25 protein-coding genes and 2 pseudogenes are annotated in these 26775 nt (G+C 69.3%); 14 read left to right on the top strand and 13 right to left on the bottom strand.

The window, feature by feature from the left end; genetic code table 11:
- The first annotated feature begins 15 nt into the window (after positions 1–15).
- A complete protein-coding gene (locus tag KME80_RS16505) occupies positions 16–738 on the top strand; it encodes a TetR/AcrR family transcriptional regulator C-terminal domain-containing protein (protein WP_308125790.1) in 723 nt (240 codons plus the stop codon).
- Here the strand turns inward: KME80_RS16505 and KME80_RS16500 are convergent.
- The 3 genes from KME80_RS16500 to KME80_RS16490 form a co-directional block, all read right to left on the bottom strand.
- Complete coding sequence (locus KME80_RS16500; protein ID WP_246645069.1) at positions 632–1666, bottom strand: site-specific integrase; 1035 nt, start codon at positions 1664–1666, stop codon at positions 632–634. The two genes, KME80_RS16505 and KME80_RS16500, sit on opposite strands and share 107 nt — an antisense overlap.
- A 213-nt stretch (positions 1667–1879) precedes the next feature.
- Positions 1880–2071: a hypothetical protein gene (locus KME80_RS16495; protein ID WP_219506075.1), complete on the bottom strand. Its 192-nt coding sequence runs from the start codon at positions 2069–2071 to the stop codon at positions 1880–1882.
- Between the two features lie 88 nt (positions 2072–2159).
- Positions 2160–3908: an ABC transporter ATP-binding protein gene (locus KME80_RS16490; RefSeq protein WP_246645068.1), complete on the bottom strand. Its 1749-nt coding sequence runs from the start codon at positions 3906–3908 to the stop codon at positions 2160–2162.
- Positions 3909–3981: 73 nt separating this feature from the next.
- Here KME80_RS16490 and KME80_RS16485 point away from each other — a divergent pair, with 73 nt between their 5' ends.
- Together KME80_RS16485 and KME80_RS16480 are read left to right on the top strand one after the other, a co-directional pair.
- Entirely contained in the window at positions 3982–4539 is a 558-nt protein-coding gene (locus KME80_RS16485) for a TetR/AcrR family transcriptional regulator (RefSeq protein ID WP_219506074.1), read from the top strand.
- A 509-nt stretch (positions 4540–5048) separates the two neighbouring features.
- Positions 5049–5216 (top strand): hypothetical protein, encoded by a 168-nt coding sequence (locus KME80_RS16480; protein WP_219506073.1) that lies wholly within the window; start codon positions 5049–5051, stop codon positions 5214–5216.
- An 8-nt stretch (positions 5217–5224) separates the two neighbouring features.
- On the opposite strand, the gene KME80_RS16475 is transcribed toward KME80_RS16480, so the two are convergent.
- The gene (locus KME80_RS16475; protein WP_219506072.1) at positions 5225–5515 is read right to left on the bottom strand and encodes a hypothetical protein; all 291 of its coding nucleotides are present in this window, start codon (positions 5513–5515) and stop codon (positions 5225–5227) included.
- 224 nt (positions 5516–5739) lie between these two features.
- On the opposite strand from KME80_RS16475, the gene KME80_RS16470 reads away from it, so the two are divergent.
- Positions 5740–6081: a hypothetical protein gene (locus tag KME80_RS16470; RefSeq protein ID WP_219506071.1), complete on the top strand. Its 342-nt coding sequence runs from the start codon at positions 5740–5742 to the stop codon at positions 6079–6081.
- Positions 6082–6220: 139 nt separating this feature from the next.
- Here the strand turns inward: KME80_RS16470 and KME80_RS16465 are convergent, their stop codons facing one another.
- Together KME80_RS16465 and KME80_RS16460 are read right to left on the bottom strand one after the other, a co-directional pair.
- Positions 6221–6379: a hypothetical protein gene (locus KME80_RS16465; protein WP_219506069.1), complete on the bottom strand. Its 159-nt coding sequence runs from the start codon at positions 6377–6379 to the stop codon at positions 6221–6223.
- Positions 6379–6516, bottom strand: coding sequence for a hypothetical protein (locus KME80_RS16460; protein ID WP_219506067.1), 138 nt, complete (start codon positions 6514–6516; stop codon positions 6379–6381). The genes KME80_RS16465 and KME80_RS16460 overlap by 1 nt, the downstream gene beginning before the upstream one ends.
- Positions 6517–7314: 798 nt before the next feature.
- On the opposite strand from KME80_RS16460, the gene KME80_RS16455 reads away from it, so the two are divergent.
- The 7 genes and pseudogenes from KME80_RS16455 (at position 7315) to KME80_RS16430 (ending at position 13877) form a co-directional block, all read left to right on the top strand.
- Complete coding sequence (locus KME80_RS16455; RefSeq protein ID WP_219506066.1) at positions 7315–7737, top strand: hypothetical protein; 423 nt, start codon at positions 7315–7317, stop codon at positions 7735–7737.
- Positions 7738–7929: 192 nt separating this feature from the next.
- Complete coding sequence (locus tag KME80_RS16450) at positions 7930–8427, top strand: NUDIX domain-containing protein (RefSeq protein WP_219506064.1); 498 nt, start codon at positions 7930–7932, stop codon at positions 8425–8427.
- Between the two features lie 688 nt (positions 8428–9115).
- Positions 9116–9751, top strand: a complete 636-nt coding sequence (locus tag KME80_RS16445) for an Abi family protein (RefSeq protein WP_219506062.1) — start codon at positions 9116–9118, stop codon at positions 9749–9751.
- A gap of 509 nt (positions 9752–10260) precedes the next feature.
- Positions 10261–10403, top strand: a pseudogene (locus KME80_RS53560) (IS5/IS1182 family transposase); the annotation flags it as partial.
- 1140 nt (positions 10404–11543) lie between these two features.
- Complete coding sequence (locus KME80_RS16440) at positions 11544–12053, top strand: NUDIX hydrolase (RefSeq protein WP_219506060.1); 510 nt, start codon at positions 11544–11546, stop codon at positions 12051–12053.
- 371 nt (positions 12054–12424) lie between these two features.
- Positions 12425–12594 (top strand): annotated as a pseudogene (locus tag KME80_RS16435) (transposase); the annotation flags it as partial.
- A gap of 581 nt (positions 12595–13175) precedes the next feature.
- Positions 13176–13877 (top strand): SDR family NAD(P)-dependent oxidoreductase, encoded by a 702-nt coding sequence (locus tag KME80_RS16430; RefSeq protein ID WP_219506058.1) that lies wholly within the window; start codon positions 13176–13178, stop codon positions 13875–13877.
- Positions 13878–13977: 100 nt separating this feature from the next.
- Here the strand turns inward: KME80_RS16430 and KME80_RS16425 are convergent, their stop codons facing one another.
- Positions 13978–14520, bottom strand: coding sequence for a TetR/AcrR family transcriptional regulator (locus KME80_RS16425; RefSeq protein WP_246645067.1), 543 nt, complete (start codon positions 14518–14520; stop codon positions 13978–13980).
- Between the two features lie 104 nt (positions 14521–14624).
- Between KME80_RS16425 and KME80_RS16420 the strand changes: the two genes are divergently transcribed.
- A complete protein-coding gene (locus KME80_RS16420) occupies positions 14625–15029 on the top strand; it encodes a nuclear transport factor 2 family protein (protein WP_219506053.1) in 405 nt (134 codons plus the stop codon).
- A 1096-nt stretch (positions 15030–16125) separates the two neighbouring features.
- Here the strand turns inward: KME80_RS16420 and KME80_RS16415 are convergent.
- The 3 genes from KME80_RS16415 to KME80_RS16405 all read right to left on the bottom strand — a co-directional run bounded on the left by KME80_RS16415 (position 16126) and on the right by KME80_RS16405 (position 19095).
- Positions 16126–16533, bottom strand: a complete 408-nt coding sequence (locus tag KME80_RS16415; protein WP_219506051.1) for a hypothetical protein — start codon at positions 16531–16533, stop codon at positions 16126–16128.
- Between the two features lie 187 nt (positions 16534–16720).
- A complete protein-coding gene (locus tag KME80_RS16410) occupies positions 16721–17941 on the bottom strand; it encodes a serine hydrolase domain-containing protein (protein WP_219506049.1) in 1221 nt (406 codons plus the stop codon).
- A 416-nt stretch (positions 17942–18357) separates the two neighbouring features.
- Complete coding sequence (locus KME80_RS16405) at positions 18358–19095, bottom strand: alpha/beta hydrolase (RefSeq protein ID WP_219506047.1); 738 nt, start codon at positions 19093–19095, stop codon at positions 18358–18360.
- 453 nt (positions 19096–19548) lie between these two features.
- Between KME80_RS16405 and KME80_RS16400 the strand changes: the two genes are divergently transcribed.
- The gene (locus tag KME80_RS16400; protein ID WP_219506045.1) at positions 19549–22215 is read left to right on the top strand and encodes a helix-turn-helix transcriptional regulator; all 2667 of its coding nucleotides are present in this window, start codon (positions 19549–19551) and stop codon (positions 22213–22215) included.
- A 212-nt stretch (positions 22216–22427) separates the two neighbouring features.
- The gene (locus KME80_RS16395; RefSeq protein ID WP_219506035.1) at positions 22428–23654 is read left to right on the top strand and encodes a hypothetical protein; all 1227 of its coding nucleotides are present in this window, start codon (positions 22428–22430) and stop codon (positions 23652–23654) included.
- 13 nt (positions 23655–23667) lie between these two features.
- Here KME80_RS16395 and KME80_RS16390 read toward each other — a convergent pair whose 3' ends face one another.
- From KME80_RS16390 to KME80_RS16380, 3 genes are all read right to left on the bottom strand, one after another.
- Positions 23668–24516, bottom strand: coding sequence for a pentapeptide repeat-containing protein (locus KME80_RS16390; protein WP_219506034.1), 849 nt, complete (start codon positions 24514–24516; stop codon positions 23668–23670).
- A gap of 455 nt (positions 24517–24971) precedes the next feature.
- On the bottom strand, positions 24972–25178 hold the full coding sequence (locus tag KME80_RS16385) for a hypothetical protein (protein WP_219506033.1): 207 nt from the start codon (positions 25176–25178) through the stop codon (positions 24972–24974).
- An 88-nt stretch (positions 25179–25266) separates the two neighbouring features.
- Positions 25267–26712, bottom strand: coding sequence for a multicopper oxidase family protein (locus KME80_RS16380; protein ID WP_219506030.1), 1446 nt, complete (start codon positions 26710–26712; stop codon positions 25267–25269).
- Positions 26713–26775: the final 63 nt, after the last annotated feature.

Raw genomic sequence — 26775 nt, 5'->3', positions numbered from 1 at the left:
CAAGCGAGGAGACCCGTGTCCGGGAGGGAACGAAGGCAGATCGCGTCCGACGCGGGGCTGAGCAAGCAGCGGGTGGTGGTGGAGGCGGTCCGGCTCGCCGACCGCGAGGGCGTCGACGGGCTGAGCATGCGCCGGCTGGCTCGCGCGCTCGGCGCGGGCGCGATGTCGCTCTACTACTACGTGGCGAGCAAGGACGAGCTGCTGGACGCCATGATCGACGTCGTGTTCGAGGAGATCGAGCTCCCGCCCGAAGGGGTCGACTGGCAGTCGGCGATGCGACGGCGGGCGGTATCCGCCCAACAGGTTCTCGCACGCCACCCGTGGGCGAACGGCCTGATGGAGTCGCGGACATCGCCCGGGCCCGCGAACCTCCGCCACCACGAAGCGGTCACCGCCTGCCTGCGGAGGGCCGGCTTCTCGGCCTTGATGGCGACGCACGCCAACTGGTTGCTCGACAGCTATGTCTACGGTTTCGCCCTGCAGGCGGCCAGCCTGCCGTTCGACACCGCCGATGAGTTCGCGGACATGGCCGAGGACGTCTTCCTGCCCCAGCTCCCTCCTGACGAGTTCCCCTACCTCAACGAGTCCGCCGCGGCGCTCGTCTCTGCCGGCTTCGACCCGGCGAAGGAGTTCATCTTCGGCCTCGACCTCGTCCTAGCCGCTCTCGAGCCCTTGAGGGGGCCAGACCAAGTACGAGAGAAAGGGGCAGCGTCCCCTCCCACTCGGAGAAGTTCCTGATCAGTGGGTACGGCGGCGGGCTGCCAGGACCTCGGTGGCCTTGGCGATGGCTTCGGCACCCATTTGACGTCGCGCATGGCGGTGCGGGGGTTCTTGTGGCGGGCCTTGCCCAGGATGAGCTGCAGCGGCACCTCGGCGTCGCCGAGGTGGGTGGCGGCGCTGTGGCGTAGTTGGTGCAGGTCGAGGCCGGCGTAGGTGGCGAGCAGGACGCGTGCGCGGTCGTCGCCGAGGCGGGCGCGGCCGGTGTGCGGGCAGATGTCGGCGGCGGCCGGGCGGCGGGCTGGGACGGGGCCGCGTCCGGACAGAACAGCGGGCCGTGGGTGCGCGTGCTGCCGTCCGGTAGGCGGGGCAGGCGGTGGGCGGTGCCACGGTCCCAGTACACCCACCCGGTCGCGCCGACCTTGGAGCGGACAGGGGCGCGGCAGTGTTCCAGGTCGAGGTCTTCGACGTTCAGCGCCAGGATCTCCGCGGCCCGGGCGGCCGTCTCGTACAGCATCCGCCACAGCGTCTTCTCCCGGAGCGGGATGTCGCGGCGCGACAGCAGCCGCTGGATGGTGGTCTTGGCGACCGCGCGGGTCTCGTCGGCGCTTTCCTTGCGGCGTTCGACGTCGGCCGGGACCGACGGGGCAGGCCAGTGCTTCTTGGTGCGGCACCAGGCGAGCCAGGAGGTGACGGCGGCGCGGTTGCACCAGGTCGCCGGCGCGCTGATACCCCACTGCTCGGTGAGCGCGGCGCCGATTTCGGCGTCGGTGACGTCAGCGAGCGGCCGGTCGCGGCCAAGGAGGGTGGTGACGCGGTCGATGGCCAAGGCGTAGGCGCGATGGGTGTGGGGGTTGGCCGTGTGCGGGGTGGCCAGGAAGGCGTCGGCGGCCACAGCGAGGCTGACGCCTTCACCGCGAAGGGCGGTGATCTTCGGCGCGGCGCTCATGCCGCCCGCCAGGTGACGCCTTCGGCGATGTACCGGATAACGCGCCGGAGTAGCACACCGTCCCGGCGGAAGGTTCTCCTGGTCGCCAGTCCGCCATGATCGCTCATGTACGTGATAGTTAGCGATTATCACGTACATGAGCGTGACCCGGGATGGGATCGAGAACCGGTCTGGCCTGCCTGGAGGCCTCACGCCCCGCTGAAGGCCTTTGCCTTACTCGGCCACGGGTGCACGGGCGTTCCGGTCGGCGTGATTCTGCTGCCACTGCTCCATGATCTGCCGGAGGGGCGTGTTCACCAGGAGCAGGAACTCGGCGGCCACGCCGAAGCGGGCGCCGGCCGGGGTCGCGGCCCCGAGGATCTGGGCCGCGCGCGCGTGGCGCCCCATCGCGGATCTGGCCGGCACGGAGAGTCGAGATCGACGCAACCTTAAGTCATGGGCGGGGCCGGAGCAGTGTCCGCATGTGAGGCCGCTGTTCCCCTGGCACTACTGATCAGCGCGCGGCGGCCGTGGCCCCGGTCGCCGCGATGCGCAGCGCCGCGACGAGTTCGCGGTAGAGCTCGTCGGCGGCCAGCAGCTCCTCGTGGCGGCCCTGGGCGCGGACGCGTCCGCCGTCCATGACGACGATGCTGTCCGCGTCGATCACGGTCGACAGCCGGTGGGCGATGGTGATGACCGCGCCCGACCGCGCGCGTGACCGTACGCAGTCCTGGACCGCGGCCTCGGTGATGCCGTCGAGCTGGGCCGTGGCCTCGTCCAGCAGGAGCACGTCGGGGGTGCGCAGCAGGGCGCGGGCGAGCGCGATGCGCTGACGCTCGCCGCCCGACACCTGGGTGGACGACAGGGGCGTGTCGAGGCCGTCGTCGAGCGTGGCGACCTTGTCGGCCAGCCGCACCTCGGCCAGCACCCGGTGGAGCTCCTCCTCGGTGGCGTCGGGGTGGGCGAACAGCAGGTTGTCGCGGACCGTGCCGGGCACGATCGGCGTCTCCTGCTCGACGTAGGCCAGGCGCGCCCTGATCTGGTCGCGCCCGTACTCCTGGTACGGGCGGCCGTCGAGCAGCAGCGTGCCGTCGCCGGGTTCGAGGAAGCCGAGCAGGAGCGAGAACAGCGTCGTCTTGCCCGCCCCCGACGGGCCGACCACGGCGAGGTGGCCGTGCCTGGGGATGACCAGGTCGACGTCGCGCACGGCGGGCCCGGCTCCCGGCGCGTACGCGGCGGTGACAGCGCGCAGCTCCAGGACGGGACCCCGGCCGGTCGCCGGGGGCAGGTCGCGGCGCGTGGCGCTCACCGGGGGCTCGGCCTCCATGGCGTCCAGCTCGCGGATGCGGGTCGCGGCGGCGACGCCCGACTGCAGCGCGGTGAGGTTCTGGCTCAGCTCGGTGATCGGCTCCATGAGGCCGAACGCGTACAGCAGGAACGCGATGAGGCTGGACACCTCCAGACTGCCGGCGCCCACCCGCCAGGCGCCGACGGCGAGGATCAGGATGATCGCGAGCTGGAGACCGGACCAGGCCACGGTCCACGCGGTGGCCTCGGCGCGCACGGCGCGCACGCCCTGCTCGGCCGAGGCCCGCGCCTCGGCGAGAATGCGGTCGCCCTGTCGCTCCTCGGCGCGGACGGCCTTGACGGTCCTGATGGCGCGCAGGGTGCCTTCGAGGACGCCGCCCATCCTGCCGACGTGTTCCTGGGCCCGGGCCTGCGCCTTGGCGATGGCGGGCATGAGCAGCGCGAACAGCAGGACGACCGCTAGCACCGCCGCCGCGGTGACGCCGAGCAGGGCCAGGTCGAGCACGCCCATCAGGACGAGCGTGCCGACCAGCATGACGGCTCCGTTGATCAGTCCGATGACGCTGGAGGTGGCGGCCTCGCGCAGCAGCACGGTGTCGGAGGTCACGCGGGTGACCAGCTCGCCGGGTGAGTGCCGGGTGAGGGCGGGCACCTTGGCGCGCAGGAAGCGGCGCACCATCGAGTCGCGGGCCTCCAGGACGACGCGCTCCCCCAGCGAGCCGAGCATGGTCCACTGCCAGCGCCCGATGGCGGCGCCGACGACCATCAGGACGAGCAGCGCGGTGATGGGCCCGGCCAGCGAGCTGCCGGTGCCGAGCGTGTCGAGGACCCACTTGGTGACCATCGGGGTCGCCAGTCCGAGCGCCGACCCGAGCAGCGCCAGCACGAGTCCGGACAGCAGCGTGCGCGTGTGCGGCCGGGCGAAGGACCACAGGATCCGGAATGAGTCAGCCATGACATTTATGGAACACGACTGTTCCGTTCTCGTCAAATTCGTTCCGTTCCGGGTTAGGGAGTACCGTAGACGCATGGACGTTCTCACGGGCACCCGGGCGCGGACCCGGCGCGCGATCCTCGACGCCGCGGTGGCGGTCCTGTCGAAGAACTCGGGCGCTTCGCTGGCCGACGTGGCCACCGAGGCCGGGGTGGGGCGGACCACCATCCACCGCTACTTCCGCGAGCGCTCCGACCTGCTGGCGGCGCTCAGCGTCTACCTGCTCGAACGCATCGAGACCGCCACCGAGCGGGCCCGCCTCGACGAGGGGACGGCCCTGGAGGCGCTGGAGCGGGTGTGCCAGGAATACTTCGAGCTGGGCGACGGCCTGCTGTTCGCCTTCGACAACCCCCAGCTCACCACCTGGGAGGGATGGGACGAGGAGACCGACGCCGACCGCGCGCTCACCCGGCTCGTCCAGCGCGGTCACGCCGACGGGAGCTTCGATCCCGGCCAGCCGGCGGAGTGGGTGACGCAGATGCTGTGGGCCATGCTCTACACCGCCTGGCAGCACACCCGCGACCAGGGCGCTCCCAAGCATTCCTCGCTGGAGCTGTGCCTGCGCAGTCTCAGGAAGTGCGTAGCGCCATGAAACCAGGCGCCACGCCCTATCGTGGCGGTCTTGCAGGTGGGCTCTTCGCAAGGCCGGGCGGCGGGCACCGATCATCAGGCCGAGGCGAGCTTTTGTGACGGCAGCGTCACGAACGACTCCTAAGGTGATCTTTTGCTCGTGCTGGCTGCAGCTGAGCGCTATGCCGCGCCCAGACACGTCGGTGCCGAGTGCGTCCTCAGTGCGCCACGAGCGCGCGGGCCCCCTCTCGGTCGATGGCCACAGTGACCCGGCAGTGAGGACGTCCGATGGCCTTGTATGACGAGATCACCCAGCTCCCCGGCAGCGGGTTCGCGACCAGGCGCTCCCAGGCACGGTCTGGGGCGCAGGCGACGCAAACGGCCTCTCTCATGCTGGGCATGCGGGCGCGCCGATCCCGAGGATCCCACGCCGTCACCGGACTATTCTCTTCCAGCGTCGTCACCCCATGCCTCTGCCGTGGCGCCGGCCGCACGCGGCGGTCAGCGCTGGCATGACAGCAGCAGCATCAGGTGCGCGGCGAAGGGGGCGCAAGCGTCAATCGTGATGTCGACCGGATCCAGGCCCGGGCGATCCGCCGACGCCTGCGCGTGTCGCTGGCTCCGGTCACCTGCCGGCGGTGCCTGCGTATCATTCAGCGCCGGCAGATGCCGGTGCTGGTGCACGACACGCTGTTCTGATTCGCCTATTACCTGGGACAGGCGTCGGCGGCCGCGTTCCTGGATTCGATGGCGCTGGCGGCGGCGTGCTGGATGAGTACGAGCCTACGGGCGGTTGCGGGCCGGTCCCCGGCCGCGACGGCTTGTTCGTATTCGGTGATGAGCGCGGCGTATTCGTCTGCCTTTTTGAGCAGGGCGTGGGCGCACTGCTGGAGGAAGAGGATGTTGGCTTCGGCCTGGTCGAGCTGGTCGAGCGTCGTGCGGGCGGTGGCGCGGTCGTCGTCGATGATCTGCTGGAGCGTTACAGCCGATTCGTGCATGAGGGGACTTTCTGGATGTTCGTGTGCAGATGGGTATCGTCCCGCCAGTCACAGGAGAAGTCACGCACACGATCAGTTGCGAATCGGTTTCGGATTTGAGCAGGGGTGAGCTGCCCGCCTCTGGCTCCTGCCCACCCTCGGAGGCACAGCAGGTCGAAAGCCTGCCAAAAGCGCTCCGAGGTTCGATGGCCTCATCCGAACCCGGTTCACCACCAGGAGATCAGATGCCTCGCCTGCGCACCTTCGCCTACCTCGCCGCATCCGTCGCCCTGGCGGCCAGCACGGCCGCCGCACCAGCCAGCGCCGCCGCGCACAGCAGCGCCTCGTCCTGCTACACCACCACCAACAAGACCGGCGAATACGGCACGGTCGCTCTGAAGTGCACCACCAGATGGACGTTCCAGGTCGGCACCTGGTGCTACGAGCGCAACAACAGCGACTCCGACCGCACGCGCATCTACGGGGGGATCGCCAAGGGCCCCACCCAGGCCTCCATGGCCGTCTGCCGCGGCAACTACCCCTACCGGATCGGCGACGGCTACGTCTACGACGTGCTCTCCGGCTAGCAAGCGGCCAACCCGTCCTCCGCCCCGGCGCCAAGGCCGGGCATGAGACAGGCCCCCGGTCCGGAGGGGTCCGAGGGCCTGTCCTGTCCGCCGCCGGATCAGGCCGCGAGTCCCTTCTCAGCGGCGGAGTCTCAGCAGCTCACGCATTGGCGGCCGGCTCCTTCGGCCACACCGTCGTACCGTCGTAACGCTTGGCGACGGCCTCGGCCGTGGTCTTACTCGTCGAGTTGTCGACGACCTTGCCGTCAGCGCTGACGACCTCGAACTGCTGGCGGCCCTTGCCGCACCCGCAACCCATTACGCGGCCTCCCCCTTCATGGTCTCCATCTTGTCCGTCAGGTTGGCGGCGATCTGTGCCCGCGCTGGCGCCAGCCGTTCGGCCAGCGCGGCTATCTCAGCCTGGCGCTTCGCGCGGCGTTCCATCTCCTCGGCCACCCCGGCACCAGCGCGGCCGCCGGCACGGCCACGTCGATCGCCTGTGACGTGCGAGCATGCAGCCGTTCCCGCCGGGCTGTTTGGAGAAGAAGGCATGACCCGCTTCCGCTCGGTCCCGCTCCCTCCCGGTCCGCACTATCACCCCGCCCCGCCGGGACCGACACGGCGGCATGTCGCCCGCGTAGCTGCTCATGCAGGCCGCCCGATTGTCCTGGGAGATCCGCAACGTGCTGCAGCTGATCAACGGCATGCGGCTCAACCTCAGCGAGGAACTCCATGTCCACAGCGAGGCCAGCGCCATGCTACTCAACGCCGCCCACGCCACCGCTGTCATGGAAGCCCGGCTGCCGCTGGCGCCCGCCGGGGGCACCGACAAGCCCCGGGCCCGCTCCCGGCCACGTCACCAGCATCGACATCGACCCGGCCCTCACCAACCGGGCCGAGCGGCGCCTGCTCGCCGACGGCCGCACGAACGTCACCCTGACCGCCGCCGACGGCGGCACCAGCACCGCCCCCCAACCGGTCAACCGCATCATCGCCTGGGCAACCCTGGAACACATCCCGCTCTGCGTGGATGCGCCAGGCGGCGCTGGGCACGACCGCGGTGGTCCCGGTCCAGGTGACCGATCTGGTCAAGACGTTCCTCGTCGTCCGCGCTCACCTCTGCGACGGGCAGAAGCTGTCGGCCGACCGGCTCATGCAGGCCGGGTTCGTGGCAGCTACCTCCCAGCTCCTGGACCAGTGGATCGTCCCGCCCCGGGGGGTGGACGCCCTGGCCCACGACGACGACGGGCAGCCATGGTGGCTGTCGTCGGCCTGGCTGCGCACCCCCCTGGAGCGGGTGAGGCCAGCAGCCACCTGCTCAAGCAGGTGCAGACGGCAGGCCGCTCCACGAGCGGCCCGCTGCGGGAGGAGGAGAACGCGGCCGACTTCTACGCCTATCTGCTGGCCACGCGGCCCACCGCCCTGACCACCGCCGCGCTCGGCGTCCCGGTGTGGCGCATCGGCGCTAGCACGCCCACCGGCATCGCCCTCGTCACCCCAAGCCGGGCCGACCAGCACCTGTCCGCCGGCGACGACAGCGCCACCGGCCTGCTCGCCGAGTGGGCCCGCGAGTGGCGCGGCCACGGCCGCCCCGGCCTCGACCGGATCCGCCCCGAGCTGCACCGTGACGGCCGAGGCTGGACGGTGCGCCCTGTTCTGGACGCCGCCGCCCGCTGAATCGCCACCGGCCGAGAGGATAGCTGCGCGGCCGAGGCTCTGTCCGGCAGAGGCCCTTCCGAGAGGGCCCTGGCCGACAGGGCCCTGGCCCACGCCATCCCCCGGCCGACGATCGCGGCCGGCGCCAGCACCGAGGACGTCCGACGCCGGCGCGACTACATCGAGCAATTCCCGGGAAACTCTCACCCAGACATGAACCCATCAGACGCAGACCAGCAGCGCACCTTCGTAGAGCCGGAAATCTATTACGCCCAGCTCGCCGCGGTGCACGTGGCCACGGGCGCGCTCATCATCGACCCAGCCGGCCGCGTCCTGGTGGTCAAGCCGTTCTACCGGCCGCACTGGCAGTTGCCCGGCGGGATGGCCGACGAGGGCGAGCCGCCCGAGGTCGCGTGCGCGCGCGAGCTGGACGAGGAACTGGGCCTGCGCGTGGAGGTGGGGCGGCTGCTCGTGGTCGACTGGGCGCCGCCGTCCGGCCACCGGGCTCGGCCCCTGATGTACCTGGTGTTCGACGCGGGCACCATGGACGAGCCTGATCTCCGGCTGCAGCACGCCGAGCTCGACGACGCGACGTTCTTCCCGCCTGAGGAGGCGGCGGCCCGGCTGGCGGAGGCGGACGCGGCCCGGGTGCCGGCGGCGCTGGCCGCGCGGGAGCACAGCACCACCGTCTACCGGCCGTCGAGTGGCTGAGCCCGGCGGTGCCGCTGGTGCAGACGGCCGACCTCAACCAGGGTCAGCTTCGATGTACATGCTCGGGCAGATCTGACTAACGTCGTCGCCGTGATGACGGACGGAACTTCAGCGGCACCGGGCCATTTCCGTGACGGACCCGACGCCGGGGACCTGACAGCGGTACGGCATGAGTTCGGGCTGGGCGAGATCCAGGAGGTGACGTTCCTCGCCGAGGGGCTGATGAACCGTAACTGGCGCCTGGACACCGACGCAGGGCTGTACGCGCTCCGCGTCCAGATCACCAACCGCGACGCTGACGGCACCGCCCGGTCCTCAGCACTTGTCGGAGCGGTACCCCACCATCTACAGCGTGATGTTCCTCCAGCTGTACAACCACATGCTGGAGCAGCTACCGGCGCGCCACTGCGCGAGCGAGACCTGCCAGAACATGTTCGTGCACCAGCGCGGCCGCAGCGTGTACGGGTTCCAGCGCAGCCGGGGAGTGAAGTACTGCTCGACGAACTGCGCGTGCGCAAGCCGCCCGGGAACTGCGTCGGCGCAAGCGGGCCACGGCGTAGGCCCGCAGCCTCAACCATCGCCCGGACATAGCTGTGCCCCGGCTGCGTGCTATGCAGAGGCATGACCGGGGCTTATGACTCGACCGTACCACCCGAAGCGCCGACAGGAAACCGGAAGGCGACCCCGTATGCACAACACCGAGGCCAGGCGGCTGAGCAATCTGCTGTCTCCCCTGCGTCTGGCCGAGTACGAAGTGCGGTGCGGGGGCGATCCGGTCGCCGCGCTCCGGCTGCACTGCTGGAACACCGAGATCAGCGAGGCGTTTTACGGTCCGCTGCAGTACCTGGAGCTGGCCATGCGCAGCACCATGACGCGCGAGCTGGTGACACGCTTCGGCAGGGACGACTGGTGGGACGCGCCCGGCTCTCGCCTCAACTACATCGGCCAGCAGCGGGTCACCGAGGCCGAGACGAAACTACGCCGCACCGGCCAGAATCCGCCCCCGCATATGATCACCGAGGAGCTTCCGTTCGGGTTCTACGTCTCACTGCTCGGCTCCGGCAACGACTACGAGCGTCTATGGCGATCCGCCTTGCACAAGGCGTTCCCCGGGTACCGGGGGCTACGCAGGCACCTGCACCGAAAGGTCGACCACCTGCGCATCTTCCGCAACAAGATCGCGCATCACGGGCCAATCCACCACCGACACCTGGCTGCGGACCACGACGCGATCCTGGAGTGTCTGCATTTCATCGATGCTGGTCTGGCAAAGATGGTGGAGCGGCACAGCCGCGTGAGCGAAGTCCTTGCCCGCCGACCCTGACCCGGACGCCCCCGGCCAGACCGAGCAACTCGGTGGCAGTCCGCTCGCCCTGTTTCTCGTTGAGGTGAGCGCTGCGGGGGCTATGACCTCATCCGCCTTGACCGGCCAGCTTCGCTGGCCTCGAGGCGCACACCTACCGACCTTTGTCACGGCCCTGGTCCCGAACGGGTCGGTTCTCTTCCGGCGTGCCGCTCACACCGTGCCGTGAACGCGACATCCGCAGACTACGAGGCGAAGCCGATGACCAGCGAAGATGACGTGGGCCTGGCAGACCTTCCCGATGATCACCCCGCGCTACAAGCGGCGTTCCCACTGCCGAGAGTCACCACGTACCGGCATCTGACCACAGGCTGGATGAACCGGACTGGGAGATGATCGCCGGGCAGCACCGGTACGTGTTGGAGCGGATCCTGGCCATCCCCCTGCCACGGCCCACGACATCCAAGCAGCGTTATCGTTCGTGGCGACCTGTTCCATACCGGTGTGCCAGCCGATTCGGGTCGGTGGCGGTGGACTCCACCATCGTGCGGGCACACCAGCACGCAGCCGGGGCCCCAAAGGAGCACCGGGCAGGGCGCAGCCGGATCACGCCCCCGGCCGATCCCGCGGCGGGCTGACACGCAAGATCCACCTGGCCTGCGACGGTGCGGGCCGTTGACGTTCTGCCTGAGTGGCGGCAATGTCAACGACTGCACCCGCTTGGAGCAGGTCCTGGCCGCGATCCGGGTGCCCCGTCCAGGATCGGGCCGCCCGCGTGTCCGGCCCGATCACCTGGTGGCCGACATGGGGTTACAGCACCGACAAGATCCGTGCCTACCTGTGCGGGCGAGGCATCGCGCACACCATCCCCGAACGGGGTGATCAGATCGCTGCCCGCAGGCGACGCGGTTCCCTTGGGGGCTGCCACCGCGCTTCTACCGGGCCCTCAACGAGGGTCGCAACGTCGTCGAACGCTGCTTCAACCGGCTCGAGCAGTTCCGCGGTCTGACCATCCGCTACGACAAGACCGCGAGCTCCTACAGCGCCGTGCTCGCCATCGCCTGCATCCCGCCGGCTGGGGCGGGACCCAGGGATCGCGTACGCGTGACCGTAGACCACCGTCTTTTCGTGGAGCTGCGGTAACTCGTGCGGCGATGACATCCAACCGGCAAGGGGCGATCCTGATGGCGTTCAATACTCCCTCGGCTTCTTCAGGCTCCAGCGCCCCGACTGGTGATGCCGGGCTTCGTGCACCGGCAGCATGTCCACCGCCCCGGCCCTCCCTCAACTGCACTGGTCGCGACAGTCCGGCCTTCTTCCTTCCTCACCTCCGTACTGCTGTGTCCTGTCCTGCTGTCCACGTTCGTCCGGGCAGTTCATCGTGGTCCTCGTGCTGCGCTGCCGTCGCGGATCCATCCCTTGCTCTACCAGAACAGCTATCGCACGAATATCTTCGCGGCGACTACAGATTTCTGTCTCGATCAGGGAAGAGTCGGCCAGTGCACCATGTGATCGGCGCAGCAGCGGGAAAAGCCTGGGGTGACGTATAGGGCATGGCGCACTGATCGGCGCGATCAGTGCGCGAGCTCGGCCGCTGGCTGGTGCTGGCTGGGGCGCAGGGCCGGATACGCGCTGCTGCACCGCACGAACCTGGACCGGATCTTCTGGCTGCGACCCGGTTCGGCGGTCGGCGCAGACAAGGTTCCGGGCGGTCTCTGCACGTGATCGCCGGGTATATCGGGCGCGGTAGTTGTCTGTGTCGGCATGCTTGTTTCGAGGGCGTACCCTCGACCGCCTCGGTATCCTCGCCGCCATGCCAGAGGTGATCCCCCGCCAGAGCGCCCGAACCTTGGTGCTCAACGCCCGGAAAGAGATCTTACTCTACCGGGGTATAGCGAAAAGGTCGGCCTACGCCTGGTTCACCCCCGGCGGTGGCGCCTTTCCCGGAGAAAGCTTGCCTGTAGCCGCCGCCCGGGAGATGCGGGAGGAGACCGGTCAGGTGATTCCCCCCGAAGCGTTCGGGCCTGTCGTGGCCGTCACCTCGGGCACCTGGATCGGCGACGACGGCCAGCGGTACCTCTCCACCGACTCCTTCTTTCTCCTGAACGTTTCCGAGCTGACGATCGACACCTCCGGCATGGAAGATCTCGAACGCTCCCTCATCGACCGCTTTCGCTGGTGGCCCCTGGCCGAACTCCGTTCGACCAGGGAAACGGTTTTCCCGTGCGACCTCGCCGCCTTGCTCGACCGCCTCCTCGCCAGAGGTGCGCCGCCCACGCCGATCGTGCTTCCATGGCGGGATTTCCATGCGGCGTCTTCTTGAGTCCCCGACGCGAGCCGCACCCGGGTCCACGTTCGCGTTCCATTGAGGGGTTCCGGTAGCAACGGAGAAATTCCAACGAAGTACGGCTCGACCTGTGGTGCCGCAGGAGTTTCCGACTGGTGTGTCGGTTGATCTTCGATTCTAGGTCGTGATCAAGGACCGGATCGACTGCGTCGTGGATGACGGCTATGACTGGCGGGCGCGGCGCCGAAGAAGCTACGACCCACCTGACCCTCGCCTGCGACCTGACCCACTGCGGACTCGCCTGCCATATCGTCGAGCACGCCCGCAGCGCCCCCGTCCGGCTCGCGCGGCTTCACTCTCAAGCCGCGCACCCTGGAGGCTTTGGACGATCTCGGCGTCGCCGACCGCATCCGCAAGAACGCCTCAACAAGGAGATTCGCCGCCGCACCGACGTGGTCAGCATCTTCCCCGACCGGCCCGCGATCATTCACCTGGGCGGCGCCGTGTCGGCCGAGCAGACCGACGAATGGATCGAGGCCCGCCCTACATCGGCCTGGACATCCTGGCCAAAGCCCGCGTCCGGGTGATTCCCGGCAACATACCGGCCCGGGCCCGCTTCCGCAGACACTCACCGCTTAACCTGCAGAAACAGGACCACAAGGAGGCCGATTCATACACCACGTCCGTGGACGTGACCTTCCACCGGCGATCTCATCGTCACCACCGCCTCAACGCACTGCACTCACGTTCAACGAGACCGTTCGTGAATCGAACAGCGACCTTTCCAGCCCCCAGTCTCTGCCTGCAGGCGCCGCGGTTGCCGACATCCCCACGTGGCATGGGTGGACCCTTTGAGGGCTGAACTCAGCCGCGGACCGCTGAGCTTGCCGCCACTGGTTCAGGCAAACCTGCGGCGGCCGCTGCAGGTTCGCCGTGCCCGATGAGGCGGCACCGGTGCTCAGCCGCGCGGTGGATGCGGCGGGCGTCACTCCGAAGTGTCTTCTCCTGCCGATTCCGCCCGGCTGGCATAGGGAGCCAGGCTCCACTGTCTCCCTATGCGAGGCAGGCTGGTAGCACATGTGCAGACGTAGCCAAGGACGGCCGCCAGGGTGGTCAAGCTTCACCTTCTCACACAGGTGGTGGATCAGGTGCAGGCCGTTGCCAGTGCCGACGGCCCCGGCGGTCCCGGCCCCGCCAAAGGCACCGGTCAGGCGGTCGGCCATCAGCGTGCTGCTCAACGATCCGCCACAGCGCGAGAGCGGGGACGGCAACGAGCTGATGTTCGCCACCAACCATCTGGGGCACTTCGCGCTGGTCTCGTGGCTCGCACCCCTGCTCGCGGCTGCACCCGCCGGCCGCGTCGTCACCACCGGCAGCTTCACGGCGAAGTCCGAAAGCTTGGATCTTGACGATCTCCAGAGCATGCGCGGCTACCGGCCGAAGCGCACCTACGTACGGTCCAAGCTCGCGCAGATGCTCTTCGGCTTCGAACTCGAGCGCCGCCTGCGCGCCGCGGGCAGCACGACGCTGAGCGTGGTCACCCATCCTGGCGGCGCGCTCGACTCCCTCACCCCCTCACGTCCGCCGGTCCGTGTCCGAACGGCCGGCGAACGACTGCGCGGCCTGCCGGCCGGTCTGCTCCTGCAGAGCAAGGAGGCCGCCGCCTGGCCCGCCGTCCGGGCGGTCCTCGACCCGTCCGTACGCGGTGGCCAGCTCTGGGGGCCTCGGGTGTTCGGGATCCGTGGCCTGCCCACCCTCGAACCCGTCCGAGGTCACCTGGCCGACCCCGTACTGGCGGCGCGCCTGTGGGCTGCGTCCGCCGACCTGACCGGCCTCGACCCAAGCTCGAGCCTCACATGAGCTGGCAGTCACTCCCGGTGGTTCCACGGACGTCACAGTGCCGTCCTCGCCAGAATCTCCTCGGGTCAACGATGCGGTCCTCACCGAGTTGCGACGAACTTCAGCGGGGGCGGAAGGCGTCCAGGAGCAAGGCCACCGTTCGGTGGCGGAGGTCGTCGGGCCAGGCGGTAGCCAGTGCGCCGTGAGTAGTGGCGGCGAGGATAGCCATGACCTCGTCGAGGCGGACGTCGGGGCGGACGGTCCCGGCCTCCCGCGCTGCCTCCAGTAGCGTGCCGAAGGTGTGGTTGAGCGCCATGATCTGTTCGCCTGGCTCCATGGATGTGCCGTCCTCGGCAAGGAGGCTCACAACGGCGCCGATCCTGGCTGAGCTTCCGACGAGGAACGTGAAGTATTCGTAGAAGGCGGTCGCGGGGTCACCGTCGGCGATAAGGGCCGCCGCCTTGTCGATGAGACGCTGCCGCAGATCCTTCATGATCGCGGCGAGGAGGTCGCGTTTGGCGGGGAAGTGACGGAATACCGTCCCGATGGCGACGCCGGCGCGGGCAGCGACCTCCTCGGTGGACGCGGAGGCCCCTCGTTCGGCGAACACCTGTTCGGCGGCGGCGAGGATGCGGGCTCGGTTGCGCCGGGCATCGGCGCGCATGGGCTTGCTAGGCGTCATTCGTCCACTCGTTGACAAGATGAGTCCGAGACTCATATTTTGAACATGAGTCGTTAACTCATTTTAGCTCACTCCGAAGGGAACCCATGTCCGCGCACACCCCGCGAGATCTCTTTGCCCGCTTCCAGAGCAACGTCCTCTCCGGACAGGACGGCCTGGACGAGGAAATGCTGGCCGACAACGTCGTTGTGGAGCAGCCGTTCGCTCGCGCCGGACACCGCAGGATCGAGGGCCGCGAGAATGTCGTGGCCATGACCCGGGCGGGCCGCCAGGCCCTCCCCATCACGTTCGAGGAGTTCCGGGACGTGATGATCCACGAGACTGCTGACCCGGAGGTGATCATCGCCGAGTACCAGATGGTGGCCACCATCCCCGAAAGCGACACGCGAGCCCAGGCCGCGTTCGTGGTGGTTCTGCGCGCCAAGGAGGGGCACATCGTGCACTGGCGCGAGTACCAGGACCAGGCCGCGATCGCCGAGGTCCTGGTCTGAGTTTCTTCATCACCCGGCGGCGTCGGCAAGTAGTGGGGCCAGCGGCCACCCACACCATGCCCGCAGGGCGGTGGGGCCAGCCAGAAGACGCAGCGCGGCTGGCCCGCTGGCTTGTCTCGGACGAGACGGTCTGGACCATCGGTCACGATCAACGACCGAGCCATTAGCGCCGCGACGTCCGCAAGCCCTCCAGCGGCAAGAGGCCGCGGTTCGCGTACGTCCGCCTCTGGCAAACCGGCGCCGGGGGCAAGGGCTTGTTAGCGCCCACTTGGCGGCGGCGGGGGAAGGACAACGGCGTCAGCGCATGGAGGCCTCGTCCCTCGAACGGGAAGCAGACAGGAGACGGGGTGAGTCCGGCGTGCGACGCAGCACCCCGTACCGCCGGGCTCAGGAAACGAGCGCAGGCCAGCTTGAGGAAGGCTTCGTGGATGTCGACGCGGACTTCCCAGCTGATGCGCTGGCGACGGAAAGCGTGCAGCAGGGCGAAGGTCTGCACCACGACCCAACGTTGTTGCCCAGGCCCGAGCCGTGTTCGGTGCCGCGTCGGGCGACCAGTGGGCGGATCTGCAGCTCGCGCACCAAGGCGCGGTAGGTGTCATGGTCGTAGCCTCGGTCGGCGAGGACCACATCGGGACGCCGGCGGGGTCAACCGCGCTTGCTGCGCACCTTGGGAATGGCGTCCAGCAGCAGCGTAATTGAGTGACGTCGTTGCGGTTGGCGCCGGTCACGATGACGGCCAGTGGGATGCCAGTGGGATACCGGTGGGCCTCGATGACCAGCTGATGCTGGGTGCCGGCTCGCCCTCTGCCGACCTGCGACGGGCCGGTATTCGCCCCTCGGCGCCCTGATCTGGGAAGAGTCCCCCTTGTAGTGGCGGGTGAAGAACGCTTGGCGGGGGATTTTCGACCTGACGTCGCCGACAACGGGCCCGGTGCCCAGCCGGGCAGGTCACAGTGCTGTCAGCGGCGTCGATGGCAAGGCATCAGAGGTCGGACCCGCCTGGCAAGGGGCTGCCCCCTTGCCAGGCGCGCCATGGCCGCTCGTCACAGGGGCCAGACCCCTGTGACGAGGGGTAGCTGCGCGGGTCGAGACCCCATCAAGCTGCGCCGAGGGCTTCGGTGATCTTGCGGGTCATGTCCCCCACGGCGGGGCTGGGCCGGCCCCGGTGGGTGTGGGTGGCTGCTGCGACGGCAATGAGGACGGTGCGGCGGAAGTTGTCGGCCTCTGCCGGATCGTGCTCCGTGAGCAGGCTCACGGTTGCGGTCAGGGCGGGCAGCACCTGGTCAGCGATGGCGGCTACCGACTTGCGGTCCAGCGTGATGTCCTTGGGATACTTGGCGAGCACGTGCCCAACCAGCCCAGTGGCAGAGGACAAGGCGATGGAGCCCTCGGTGACGGCCTTGTGGGGCTTGCCGGTGGCATCGGCGGCGGCCATCAGTGTGATGGCACCGTAGGCGGCGGTGCGCAGGGTGAGCTTGTCCTGGTCGGTCAGCGTGATGGTCATGGCGGTGTGCTCCTTCGAAGCTGTTCTGATGTTCAACCGAATGGGCGAATGGTGAATGCGTACCGGTGGTGCCCGGAGAATCTCGATTGCTGAGGCCGGGCCAAGCCCAACCCCGCGCGCAGACATCGAGGTTCGGCCGTCAGAGGCTGGCCGTGAGGTTGAGGCCATACCGGGCGCGGGCTCGGTGTCAGTCGATGGCTTGGTAGAGGGTGGTCCAGAAGTCGTTCATCAGGTGGGCCGGGTTCGGGACCGAGTAGCCGACCTGGGTGAGCAGGATGCCGGTCAGCTGGTTGGCCGGGTCGGCGTAGGCCGAGGTGCCGGCCCCGCCGTCCCAGCCGAACTGGCCGATCGGCGCGTAGTCGCCGCGGTAGGTGCGCACCGCCATGCCATAGCCCCAGCCACCCTGCTGGCCCTGGCCGAAGGAGATGTGCACGGCGTTGCGGGCCAGGGTGGTACGGGCGGCGTTCTGCTCGGGGGTGAGCCGGTTGGTGGTCATCAGTTCGACGGCGGGCCGCGACAGAATCCGCTTGCCCCGGTGGGTGCCGCCGTTGAGCAGCATCTGGAAGTAGGCGTGGTAGTCGTCGGCGGTGGAGACCAGCCCGCCGCCGCCCCCCTGGAACGCCGGCGCCTCGCTCCACCGTCCGCCCTTGGCCTGGTCCCAGACGAGGAACTCGCCGGTGGCCGGGTCGGGGGCGTACAGGTCCGGGAGCCGGTCGAGCTGGTCGGCGGGCACGTGGAAGCCGGTGTCGGTCATGCCGAGAGGCTCGAAGATCCGCTCGCGCAGGAACTCCTCGAACGACTGACCGGTGACCCGGGAGACGAGCACGCCGACCAGGTCGCTGCTGATCTGGTACTGCCACTGCTCGCCGGGCTGGTGCATGAGCGGCAGCTCGCCCAGGCGGCGCATCCACTCGTCCTGCTCGGGAACCTCCACCGGCAGGTTCGGCGTCAGGCCCCGCTCGAAGATCGCGTTCAGGATCGGCGTGCCCAGCGCCGTCATGTCCATGCCCAGCCCGAACGTGGAGGCCAGCACGTCCCGCACGATGATCGGCCGCCGGGCCGGCACGGTGTCGTCCAGCGGGCCGTCGATCCGCTTCAGCACGCGCCGGTCGGCCAGTTCCGGCAGCCACGCATCCACCGGGTCGTCCAGCCGCAGCCGGCATTCGTCCAGCAGCACCATCGCCGCCGCGATCGTGACCGGCTTGGACGTGGAAGCCATCCGGAAGATCGTGTCGCGGCGCATCGGCGCGCCACCGTCATGGCGCATCGTGCCGATCGCCTCCACGTGCGTCCGGCCGCCGCGGCTGACCAGAGCGACAAGTCCGGGGATCTTCCCGGAATCGACATGCCGCGCCAGCACCTCACGCAGCCTGCGCAACCCCGTCGCGGTGAAGTCGCTGTGTCCCATGATGAGTCTCCTTTACAGAATGGTTCTGATCTTGCTGAGCCCGTTCGTGGCCTGAGGATTCTCAGGCGCTGGGCCGTTCATGACATCCACGATCGCCGGTCACTCTGATACCGGCCCGTTGCCGTCCTGAAGCCGCCGCTGACACGACACCGCATGGTCGACTGCGGGCACGCGGGTGGTCAGCTGAGGCGAAAAATGTCCGTGAGGGTTCAGCTGCGGACCGGAGAAAGCAGGATCCGTTTCGGCGGTGATGCGGGCGGAGGGCTCCTGTCCAGGTCGGATGTAGCGGCCGAGGCCCGGACGTGCTGGTGGCCTAAGTTGGCCTGAAATTCGGCAGTGGCTCGTCAGTGGTTCCTCAGTGGTTCGCTCGTCAGCGACCAGGTGCTGCAGAGTGGACTGACACAGCCGGTGGCCCCTCATCTGCGGATCAGGGAGGCGATGTCGCGAAACAGCCGGTCGTGGGCAGCGGCCGCCTCCGGGGAGGTCAGATCCATGTTCTGGATGAATCCGTGCGTCAGGCCGGGTTCTTGCCGATGCCTCACCCGTACACCCGCTTGTGCCAGGCGATGGGCGTAGGCGTCGCCCTCGTCGCGCAGCGCGTCATGCTCGGCTGTCACGATCAGAGTGTCGGGCATGCCGTGCAGGTCTGGTGCCAGCAGCGGGCTGGCGGGGGCGCGGGTGGCGGGATCCGGTGCCCATTGCGCGATGGCCCAGGCGAGGAAGTCGGCGTCCAGCGCGTGGCCGGTGCCCTTGTCGATGACGCTGGGGTGCGAGAGCGTCAGGTCGGTGTTGGGACAGATGAGCATCTGTACGGCGGGTAAGGGGTCGCCCGCGTCGCGGAGCCGTAGGCAGGCCATGCTCGCCAGGTAGCCGCCCGCGCTGTCGCCCGCCACAGCCGCCGGGCGGGACCAGCGCAGGACCGCCGTCACGTCCTCGATGGCTGCCGGGTAGGGGTGCTCGGGGGCGAGCCGGTAGTCGACGGCAAGCACCTCGACGTCGCAGGCGACGGCGATGCGCCGGCAGGTGCGGTCATGGGTGTCCAGGTCCCCCATGACGAACGCGCCGCCATGGGCGAACACCATGAGGGGACGCGCCTGCTCGCAGGGCCGGTAGTGGCGCAGCGGGAGCCCGCCGGGCCCGTGGATGTCGTCCACGTGTGCCATTACGGGGCCGGGGGGACGCACGGCGGCGCGCTGGCGGGCGCCTTCGCGGAGGACGGGTACATCGGGAGACATCATTGGTGCCTTTCCTGTGGTGGGGTGGTGATCGGGGTTGGTAAGCCTCGTGGCGGCCAGCGGCTGAGGGCGGTCATCGTGCCGTCCGCCAGGCCAGTGGCCATCTCCGGCTCGGCGCGGATCATGAACATCGCTCGCCGGTCTGCTCGCCTGGGCACCTGGTCGTTGGCGGGCTAGTGCATGGCGCTCGGCGGGCCGGCCCTACAGCGATCGCCTTGCCGATTACACGCGTGGGGCCCGTCACCAGGGCGGTCACAGCGGTCATGCCGAACTCCTTCGAAGGGATTGACTGGCTGAAACGCTAGATCCGGCCGCGGTGGAAGGAATGAGTAAAGTGACTCACGAACTGTCATAGGTACATAAGGACGCGCGATGTTGGAGGGGCGGGCGGAGGAGATCCGGGTCATCGAGGCTCTCCTGGCCGAGGCAAGATCCGGCGGCAGCGGGGCTCTGGTGATCAAGGCTGCGCCCGGCATGGGCAAGTCGGCGCTCCTCGACTACGCCGCACAGGCGGCCGGCGAGGCTTACGTGCTGCGTGTGGCAGGCGTGCAGATGGAGGCCGAACTGCCGTTCGCCGCCCTGCACCTGCTGCTGCGGCCCGTGCTGGGCAGGCTCGACACGCTTCCCGGCCCGCAGGCCGCGGCGTTGCGCGGGGCGTTCGGGCTGGCGGAGGTCACGGAGACCGACAGATTCCTTGTCGGTCTGGCGGCACTGACCCTGCTGTCGGAACTGGCCGGAGAACGCCCGCTGCTGTGCCTCATCGACGACGCCCAGTGGCTGGACCACGCCTCGGTCTCCGCTCTGCTGTTCGCGGCGCGGCGGCTGGGCTCCGAAGGGATCGCCCTCGTGGTCGCCGCCCGTGACGACCACGAGGACGTCCCCACGGCCGGCCTGCACGAGCTGCGCCTGCACGGGCTGATCCGCGAGGAGGCCGAGCGGCTGCTCGACGGCCGGCTCCCGGCACACCTGCGAGAGCGCGTGCTCAAGGAGGCCGACGGCAACCCGCTGGCTCTCATCGAGCTGTCCAGGGCGGCGTGCGAGAGCGAACTGGAATTCGGCGGACCGCTCCCGCTCACGAAGCGGCTCCGGGAGGCCTTCGCCGGACGGGTCCACCGGCTCCCAGAACCCACCAGGACAATGCTCGCGGTGGCCGCCGCCGAGGACACCGGCGATCTGAGGATCGTGCTGGCTGCGGCCGGCACGCTCGGCATCCCCGCCGATGCGCTGGAGCCCGCTGAACTGGCCGGGCTCGTCAGGGTCACCAACGGTCTCGTACGCTTCCACCACCCGCTGTTGCGCTCGGCCGCCTACCAAGGGCAGCCCTCCTCGCAGCGCCGCGCGATCCACCGGGCGCTGGCCGGGGCCGTGAGCAGCGACCGGCAAGCCTGGCACCTGGCCGTGGCGGCGACCGGGCCCGACGAGCAACTCGCCGACGCCCTGGAACGTTCGGCCGAACGAGCCCGAGCCCGCAGCGGCTACGCGGCCATGGCCGCGGCCTACGAGCGCGCCGCACAGCTCAGCGCCGACCAGAAGCACCAGGCCAGGCGGCTTGCCGCGGCGGCGGGAGCGGCCAGCGAAGCGGGCCAGCCCAGCCGGGCCGCGGAGCTGAGCACGAGCGCCGAACAGCTCACCGACGACCCGCTGACCCTGGCCCGGCTCGCCGAGGTCAGAGCGGCGGCGGCGTTCGACGAGGGCTCACCGCAGCAAGCGGCTCGCATCCTCATCCAAGGGGCCGCCCGCATCGCCGAGCTCGCCCCCCAGCCGGCCGCCCGCATGCTCGTGTCCGCCTCGCACAACGCCTGGTTCGCGGGCGCCACCGAGCTGAGCGCAGAGGCGGCACGGCAGCTCGACCGGGTCGCCCTTCCGCCGGGAAATGACCTCGCCGGCGTCACCCGCGGGCTCGCCCTCGTCCTCGACGGCGATCTCGAGACCGGATACCCGCTGGTGAGCGACTACCTTCGGCAAGCGTCGCCATCCAGCATCGAGGAACAGCTGACCACCGCCCATTCCGTCTTCGTCGCCGGACGCCTCGATCATGCCCTCGGCCTGTCTGCCTCCCTGGCCGCTCGATGCCGCGCCGAGGGCCGCATCCGGCTGCTGCCCTTCGTCCTTGACCAGCTCGCCTACAGCCAGCTGCTGACAGGGCGCCACCGCGAGGCGCGTGACAACGCCGCGGACGGACTCCAGATCGCTCTGGACACCGGCCAGGCGCACCACGCCACCGGGCTGAGGGGCATCCTCGCCTGGCTGGCCGCCGTCGAAGGCGACGAGGAGCGATGCCGCGCCGTGGCCGAGGACGGCGTCAGGTTCGCGCTCGCGCACAGCGGCCGGGCCGTGGGCCTGCTCGCGACGTGGGCGCTGGCCATGCTGGATCTGACCCAGGGGCGTGATCAGGCCGCGCTCGACCGCCTCCAGGCGCGCCGCCGCGGCTCATCGCACTTCTCCACCAGGATCGTCGCCGACGAGGTCGAGGCCGCGGTACGGCTCGGCACGCCGGAACGGGTGCTGGAGCCGCTGGCGCTCTTCCAGCGCTGGACAGAGCTGTCGGGCGAAGCATGGGCGGGCGCCCTGGCCGCGCGCTGCCACGCGCTGATCCACGACTCGGAAGAGCACTTCACCCGAGCGCTGGACCTGCACAAGCTGACAGACCAGCCCTACGAGCAGGCCAGAACACACCTGGCCTACGGCGAGTGGCTACGCCGCCGCCGCCGCAAGGCCGAGGCGCGCCCACACCTACGCCACGCCCAGGAAGCCTTCGCACGCCTGGACGCCAGACCCTGGGCAGATCGAGCGGCCGGCGAACTGCGCGCTACCGGCGAGGCGACGCTCACCCGCCGCCACGCCGCCCCCGGCGCCCAGCTGACCGCCCAAGAACTACAGGTCGTGCGACTGGCCGCGACCGGAGCCACCAACCGCGACATCGCCGCCCACCTGATCCTCAGCCCGCGCACCGTCGGACAGCACCTCTACAAGGCATTCCCCAAGCTCGGCATCTCCTCCCGGACCGAGCTGGCCCGCCTGGATCTCGACCAGCTCTAGCAACCTCGTTCGGCTCTTAGTGGGGCCAGTCCCTGTACCGCGGTGGAACTCATCGCATCGGGCTGATGGGGACAGTCCAGAACCGGGCCCACCACGGCCGCCGGTAAGGAGCTCCATCGTCGGCCACACCCACGGCGCGCCCGCGGCCGCGGGCGCCACTCGCACGTGGCTCAGCTGCGCGCCTGCTCCGGCCCTGTCACCCCGGCACGATCGTGCACATCGGCCTGCCTGTCCGCATCGGCGCCGCGCCGGTCGGGCACCTGGACACCCGCACCAGACGCGGCTATGTCGCCGTGTTCAACGAAGATCTCGTCCGGCACTACCAGAGCTTCCTGGACAGGCGCGCGTTCCTGTCGAACGCCGCCGCAGGCGAGGCGCTGGGGTGGAGGCAGGGCGTGCTTGAGATGCTGCGTCAGCTCGGCGCGGTCGCCGGGGATCTGATCGAGATCGTGCGTGGCGTCTTCGCCGCGATGCAGACCGGCGGCTCCGGGGCGCTCGACCGCACCGTCTGGACCGAGAACGGCGACGGCCGATTCGTCCTCGCCCGCCGCCAGGGCGACCAGCTCCCCCTCCGGGGTGTGGCGGTTCGACTGTCCCTCCTACCTGTGGGTCCTCAAGAGGGCCGTCACCACGCTCACGCCAGCTCGCCCCGTCAACGGCCAGCGCGTCTACGGCTCACCCATCGCAAACGCCACCGCCGGGTCCATCATCAACGGGCTCCTCACCGAAGCGCGGGCCTGCTGTGCCTTGACCGCTTCGCGTGGACGTTCACCGGCACCCGCGACACCGCGAGCCAGACGTTGTCGCTGGGGGTGCCGCTCGGCACCGACGTGCTCTCCGTCCTGCTGATGCTCGTGAACGCCGGACTGATCGACATCCGCATGCCCGGCCCCCGAACCCTGTCGGCGTGGCGGCCCGGGACCGCCCTCCTCCGCGACCTCACCGCCTTGCCCCCGGTCGAGCTGGCCGCCGGCCGCGACATCTCGGCCGCGCCCGACGCGGGCTCGTTGGAGGACCTGGCCAGCGCCGCGTACGTCGTCGGCGATGACTCCTTCCGCGTCGAACGGGTCAACGTCGGCGCTCTTCTGCCGTGGGGCCGGTGGGAGGCCGGCGTCCGGCAGGTCGGCGTGACCGCGGCGACCGCCGCCAACCTCGTCGGTGAGTCGCTGCTGGTGCACGGCGCGGCCGGACGCGTCCAGCGCACCCGCGAGCTGACGTTCGCTAGGGCGCGCTGGCTGCCGCTGCGGGACTACCTGCCCGGCGACCGCCTTCACGCGCCGGGCGAGGCCCGACCGGCGCGAGGCGCTCCGGGTCCGGCAGATCACTCTCACCCGCACCGACCGCGGGTTGTGTCCAGGAATCTCGTCCTCGATGACCGGCTCGCCGATCAGGAGATCCAGGTCCGCCGCCGCATCGCTGACATGTCGATCAGACCATAGCCCCCAGACGTACTCAGAAGATCGTGGTCTTGTCAATCTTGGCTACGGTTCTGATTTCGCTCTCCGTGACACCCCTTATGGCGGTCAGGTTCGCGCCGGTAAGGTCCGCGTTGATCAAGTTCGCGCCAGTCAGATTCGCACCGGTCAAGTCCGCGTCGGTCAGATTCGCGCTGGTCAGGTCCGTGTGGCTCAGGTCCATGTGGCTCAGGTTCGCGGAGACCAAACGCGCGTCGCCCAGGTCAGCCAAGGTCAGGCGCGCGAAGCTCAGGTCCGCTCCCGTCAGGTTCACGGAGACCAGGCGCGCGCCGCGCAGGTCAGCCAAGGTCAAACGCGCGAAGCTCAGGTCCCCTCCCGTCAGGTTCGCAGAGACCAGACGCGCGCCGCGCAGGTTAGTCAAGGGGGTGCGGATCCCGGCCAGATCGGGCATATGCACTGGAGTGCCGTCTTGACGGCTGATGATGGTCAGCGCGGCCTGGATATCGGTGGCTGGAGGGAGAGGCAGGTCCTTCCCTGTGAGATTAGGCTCCAGGTCGTGCTCGCGAACAAATGCGGCCAGAACGTCGTAAACGGTCTGATGATCGCGCGGAGAGTCCTGCGCGAGCCGTTCCAAGGCATACATGCCGCCCAGTCGCACGTCCAGTTTGGTGGAACCAAGTTGTTCGACGGCCTTCGTGTAACGATCAGTGATTTGGCTCTGCTCGGCGACCCGCTGAGCCTGCCGGGAGGCATCGAGTGACTGCGCCGTATACCAAAGGCCCTGGGCCGTGAAGACGACGCCGCCGATGACGACCAGCCCCGTGGCGGCCTGGATGAGGGTGTGACGGGCGGCGTTGACCGCCTCGACGCGCTCGGTGGCGGTCATCTTTTGACGTTCGGCCTCGGTGAGGGGGCGAGGCTCCCCGGCCAGGCGCCGGGCGGCCGGCCCAATGAGCACGGCGATGGCGAGGGTGGAGATCCCGGCCAGGGCGGCACCAGCGAGGGCCCAGCGTCCCCAATCCGGAATGTTCTCGATGGCCGCTGCTGTCGCTGCCGCCCCGACGATCCCCGCAAGAAGAGGGCCCAGCCACAGTAATCGCCGTATCCACGGTCTTCTTGCGGCTGGTGGTGGAGCCGGAGGGGGTGGAGCCAGATCTGCGGCTCTAGTCATGCGGCGTGCCTTGGACGTAGTCGCCGCCGCGATCACCTGCCGTGGCGAAGGCTTCGGCTGCCTGGCTGTCATTTCTCCATTGCACCCTGCCCTGCGTGAGTGGAGGCGTGGATTCCCCAACCGTTACCGCAAACGTGATCTACACCGAGTTGGAGGACTTGTGCAGATCATCACGCCAGGAACGCCGAACCGTACGCGCTGCGTCTGGTCGCGCACGTCCCCAACCACGACTCGGCACGCTGCCGCACCACCTCGGGTTCGAGGCCGGGGCGGAGTATTGGGGCTGGGGTGGCGGCGTCCAACCGCAGGGCAAGGCGATGGGGATCACCACCGATCTGCAGCCCGTGCTTCAGCACCGGGCTGACGTCGATCGTCACATCGACGCCCTGACCGATTACCTGCGCCTCCGCGTTGCGATTGGTCGACGCTGGCACGAAGGTCGAAGCCGGAGCGCCAGTCAGGCCACTAGTGGTGAGCGTTGATCGTGCGGGAGACTCGGTGCTCGGTACCAGGCTTGACGATCACGAACTGGCCCATCATGCCAGAGTCCTCGTGCCGCAGGATGTGGCAGTGATACATGTACGGGGTCGCCGGGTCGGTGAACCCGCCAAACTGTACGGCCAGCCGGACCGTGCTCTTCGGCGGCACGTACACGGTGTCCTTGTGGCCGCTTGCGTACGCGGGCGGCTTGCTCCCGTCGACGTCGAGTACCTGGAAGGCGACCTCGTGGATGTGGAAGTTGTGCGCGTAGACGGTGTTCTCGATCTCCCAGATCTCGGTGGCGCCGGCGGGGACGACCTCATCGATGCGCGACATGTCCATCTCCTTGCCGTTGATGGCGTCGTGCCCGTTGAGCCGGAAGCGCCGCACCTTGGCGTCGGCGGGGACCACGATAGGCGCGGTGGCGCTCGTGAGGCGGCCCGGCAGGCGGGGTGAGGCAGCCAGCTTCGGCGCGGCGACGATCTTCAACAGGTCGAAGTCGCCCTCGTCGATGTCGTCGGACCCCGACAGGGTACGCAGCAGGACTTGCTCGCCGGCTTTGAAGGAGACGACGACCTCCGCGCGCTCGCCCGGCGTCAGCGAGACCCGGTCCACCTCGACCGGGGCGGGCAGCAGCCCGGCATCACCGGCGACCACGTGGAAGGCGCGGCCGTCCGCGAACGCCAGATGGTACATGCGGGCGTTCGACCCGTTCAGGATGCGGAACCGCACCCGCTCTGTGCGCACGTCGACGAAGGCCGCGTACGTGCCGTTGACCAGCATGTGGTCGCCCAAGATGCCGAAGGTGCCCTTGAGCGGGTCGCCGGTCGGTGAGCCGTCCTCGGCCAGGAGCTTGTCCTGGAGGACGAGGGGGATGTCGTCGACGCCGTAGCGCGCGGGCAGTTCGGGCGCCGAGTCGTCGTCGTCGATGATGAACAGGCCGGCGAGCCCCCGGTAGACGTGCCTGGCGGTAGCGCCGTGCGGGTGCGGGTGATACCAGGACGTGGCGGCAGGCTGGTCGACAGTCCAGTGCGGGCTCCACGTGGCGCCCGGCTCGATGGGCTGGTGCGGGCCGCCGTCCATCTTGGCGGGCAGCCGCATGCCGTGCCAGTGCACCGTGCTCGTCTCGGCCAGCCGGTTGGCGACCGTCATGCGGATCTTGTCACCGCGCGCCGCGCGGACCGTCGGGCCGAGGTACGGGCCGTTGAACCCCCAGGTTTCGACCGGCTTGCCGGGCAGGAACTCGCTGCGGCCGCGTTCCATCGACAGCGCGAAGGTCCGCGTCCCATCCTCGGCCACCTGGGGCTTCAGCAGCGGAGGCACGCGCAGCGCGGTGCGGAAGGCGGCAGGATCGCTCGCGGGTCTCGAGGAGCCGCAGGCTGTGGCGAGGCCCGAGAGCGCGGCGGCGGCGAGAAACTGTCGACGGTTCATGGTTCCCGGTTGGTCGGTGAGATCAGCAGGACGCCACTAACTGTGCGGCGCCGAGGCGTTCCC

It is taken from the genome of Nonomuraea ceibae (assembly GCF_019396325.1).
Lineage (GTDB): Bacteria > Actinomycetota > Actinomycetes > Streptosporangiales > Streptosporangiaceae > Nonomuraea > Nonomuraea ceibae.
This window is presented reverse-complemented; position numbering and strand designations above follow the sequence as displayed.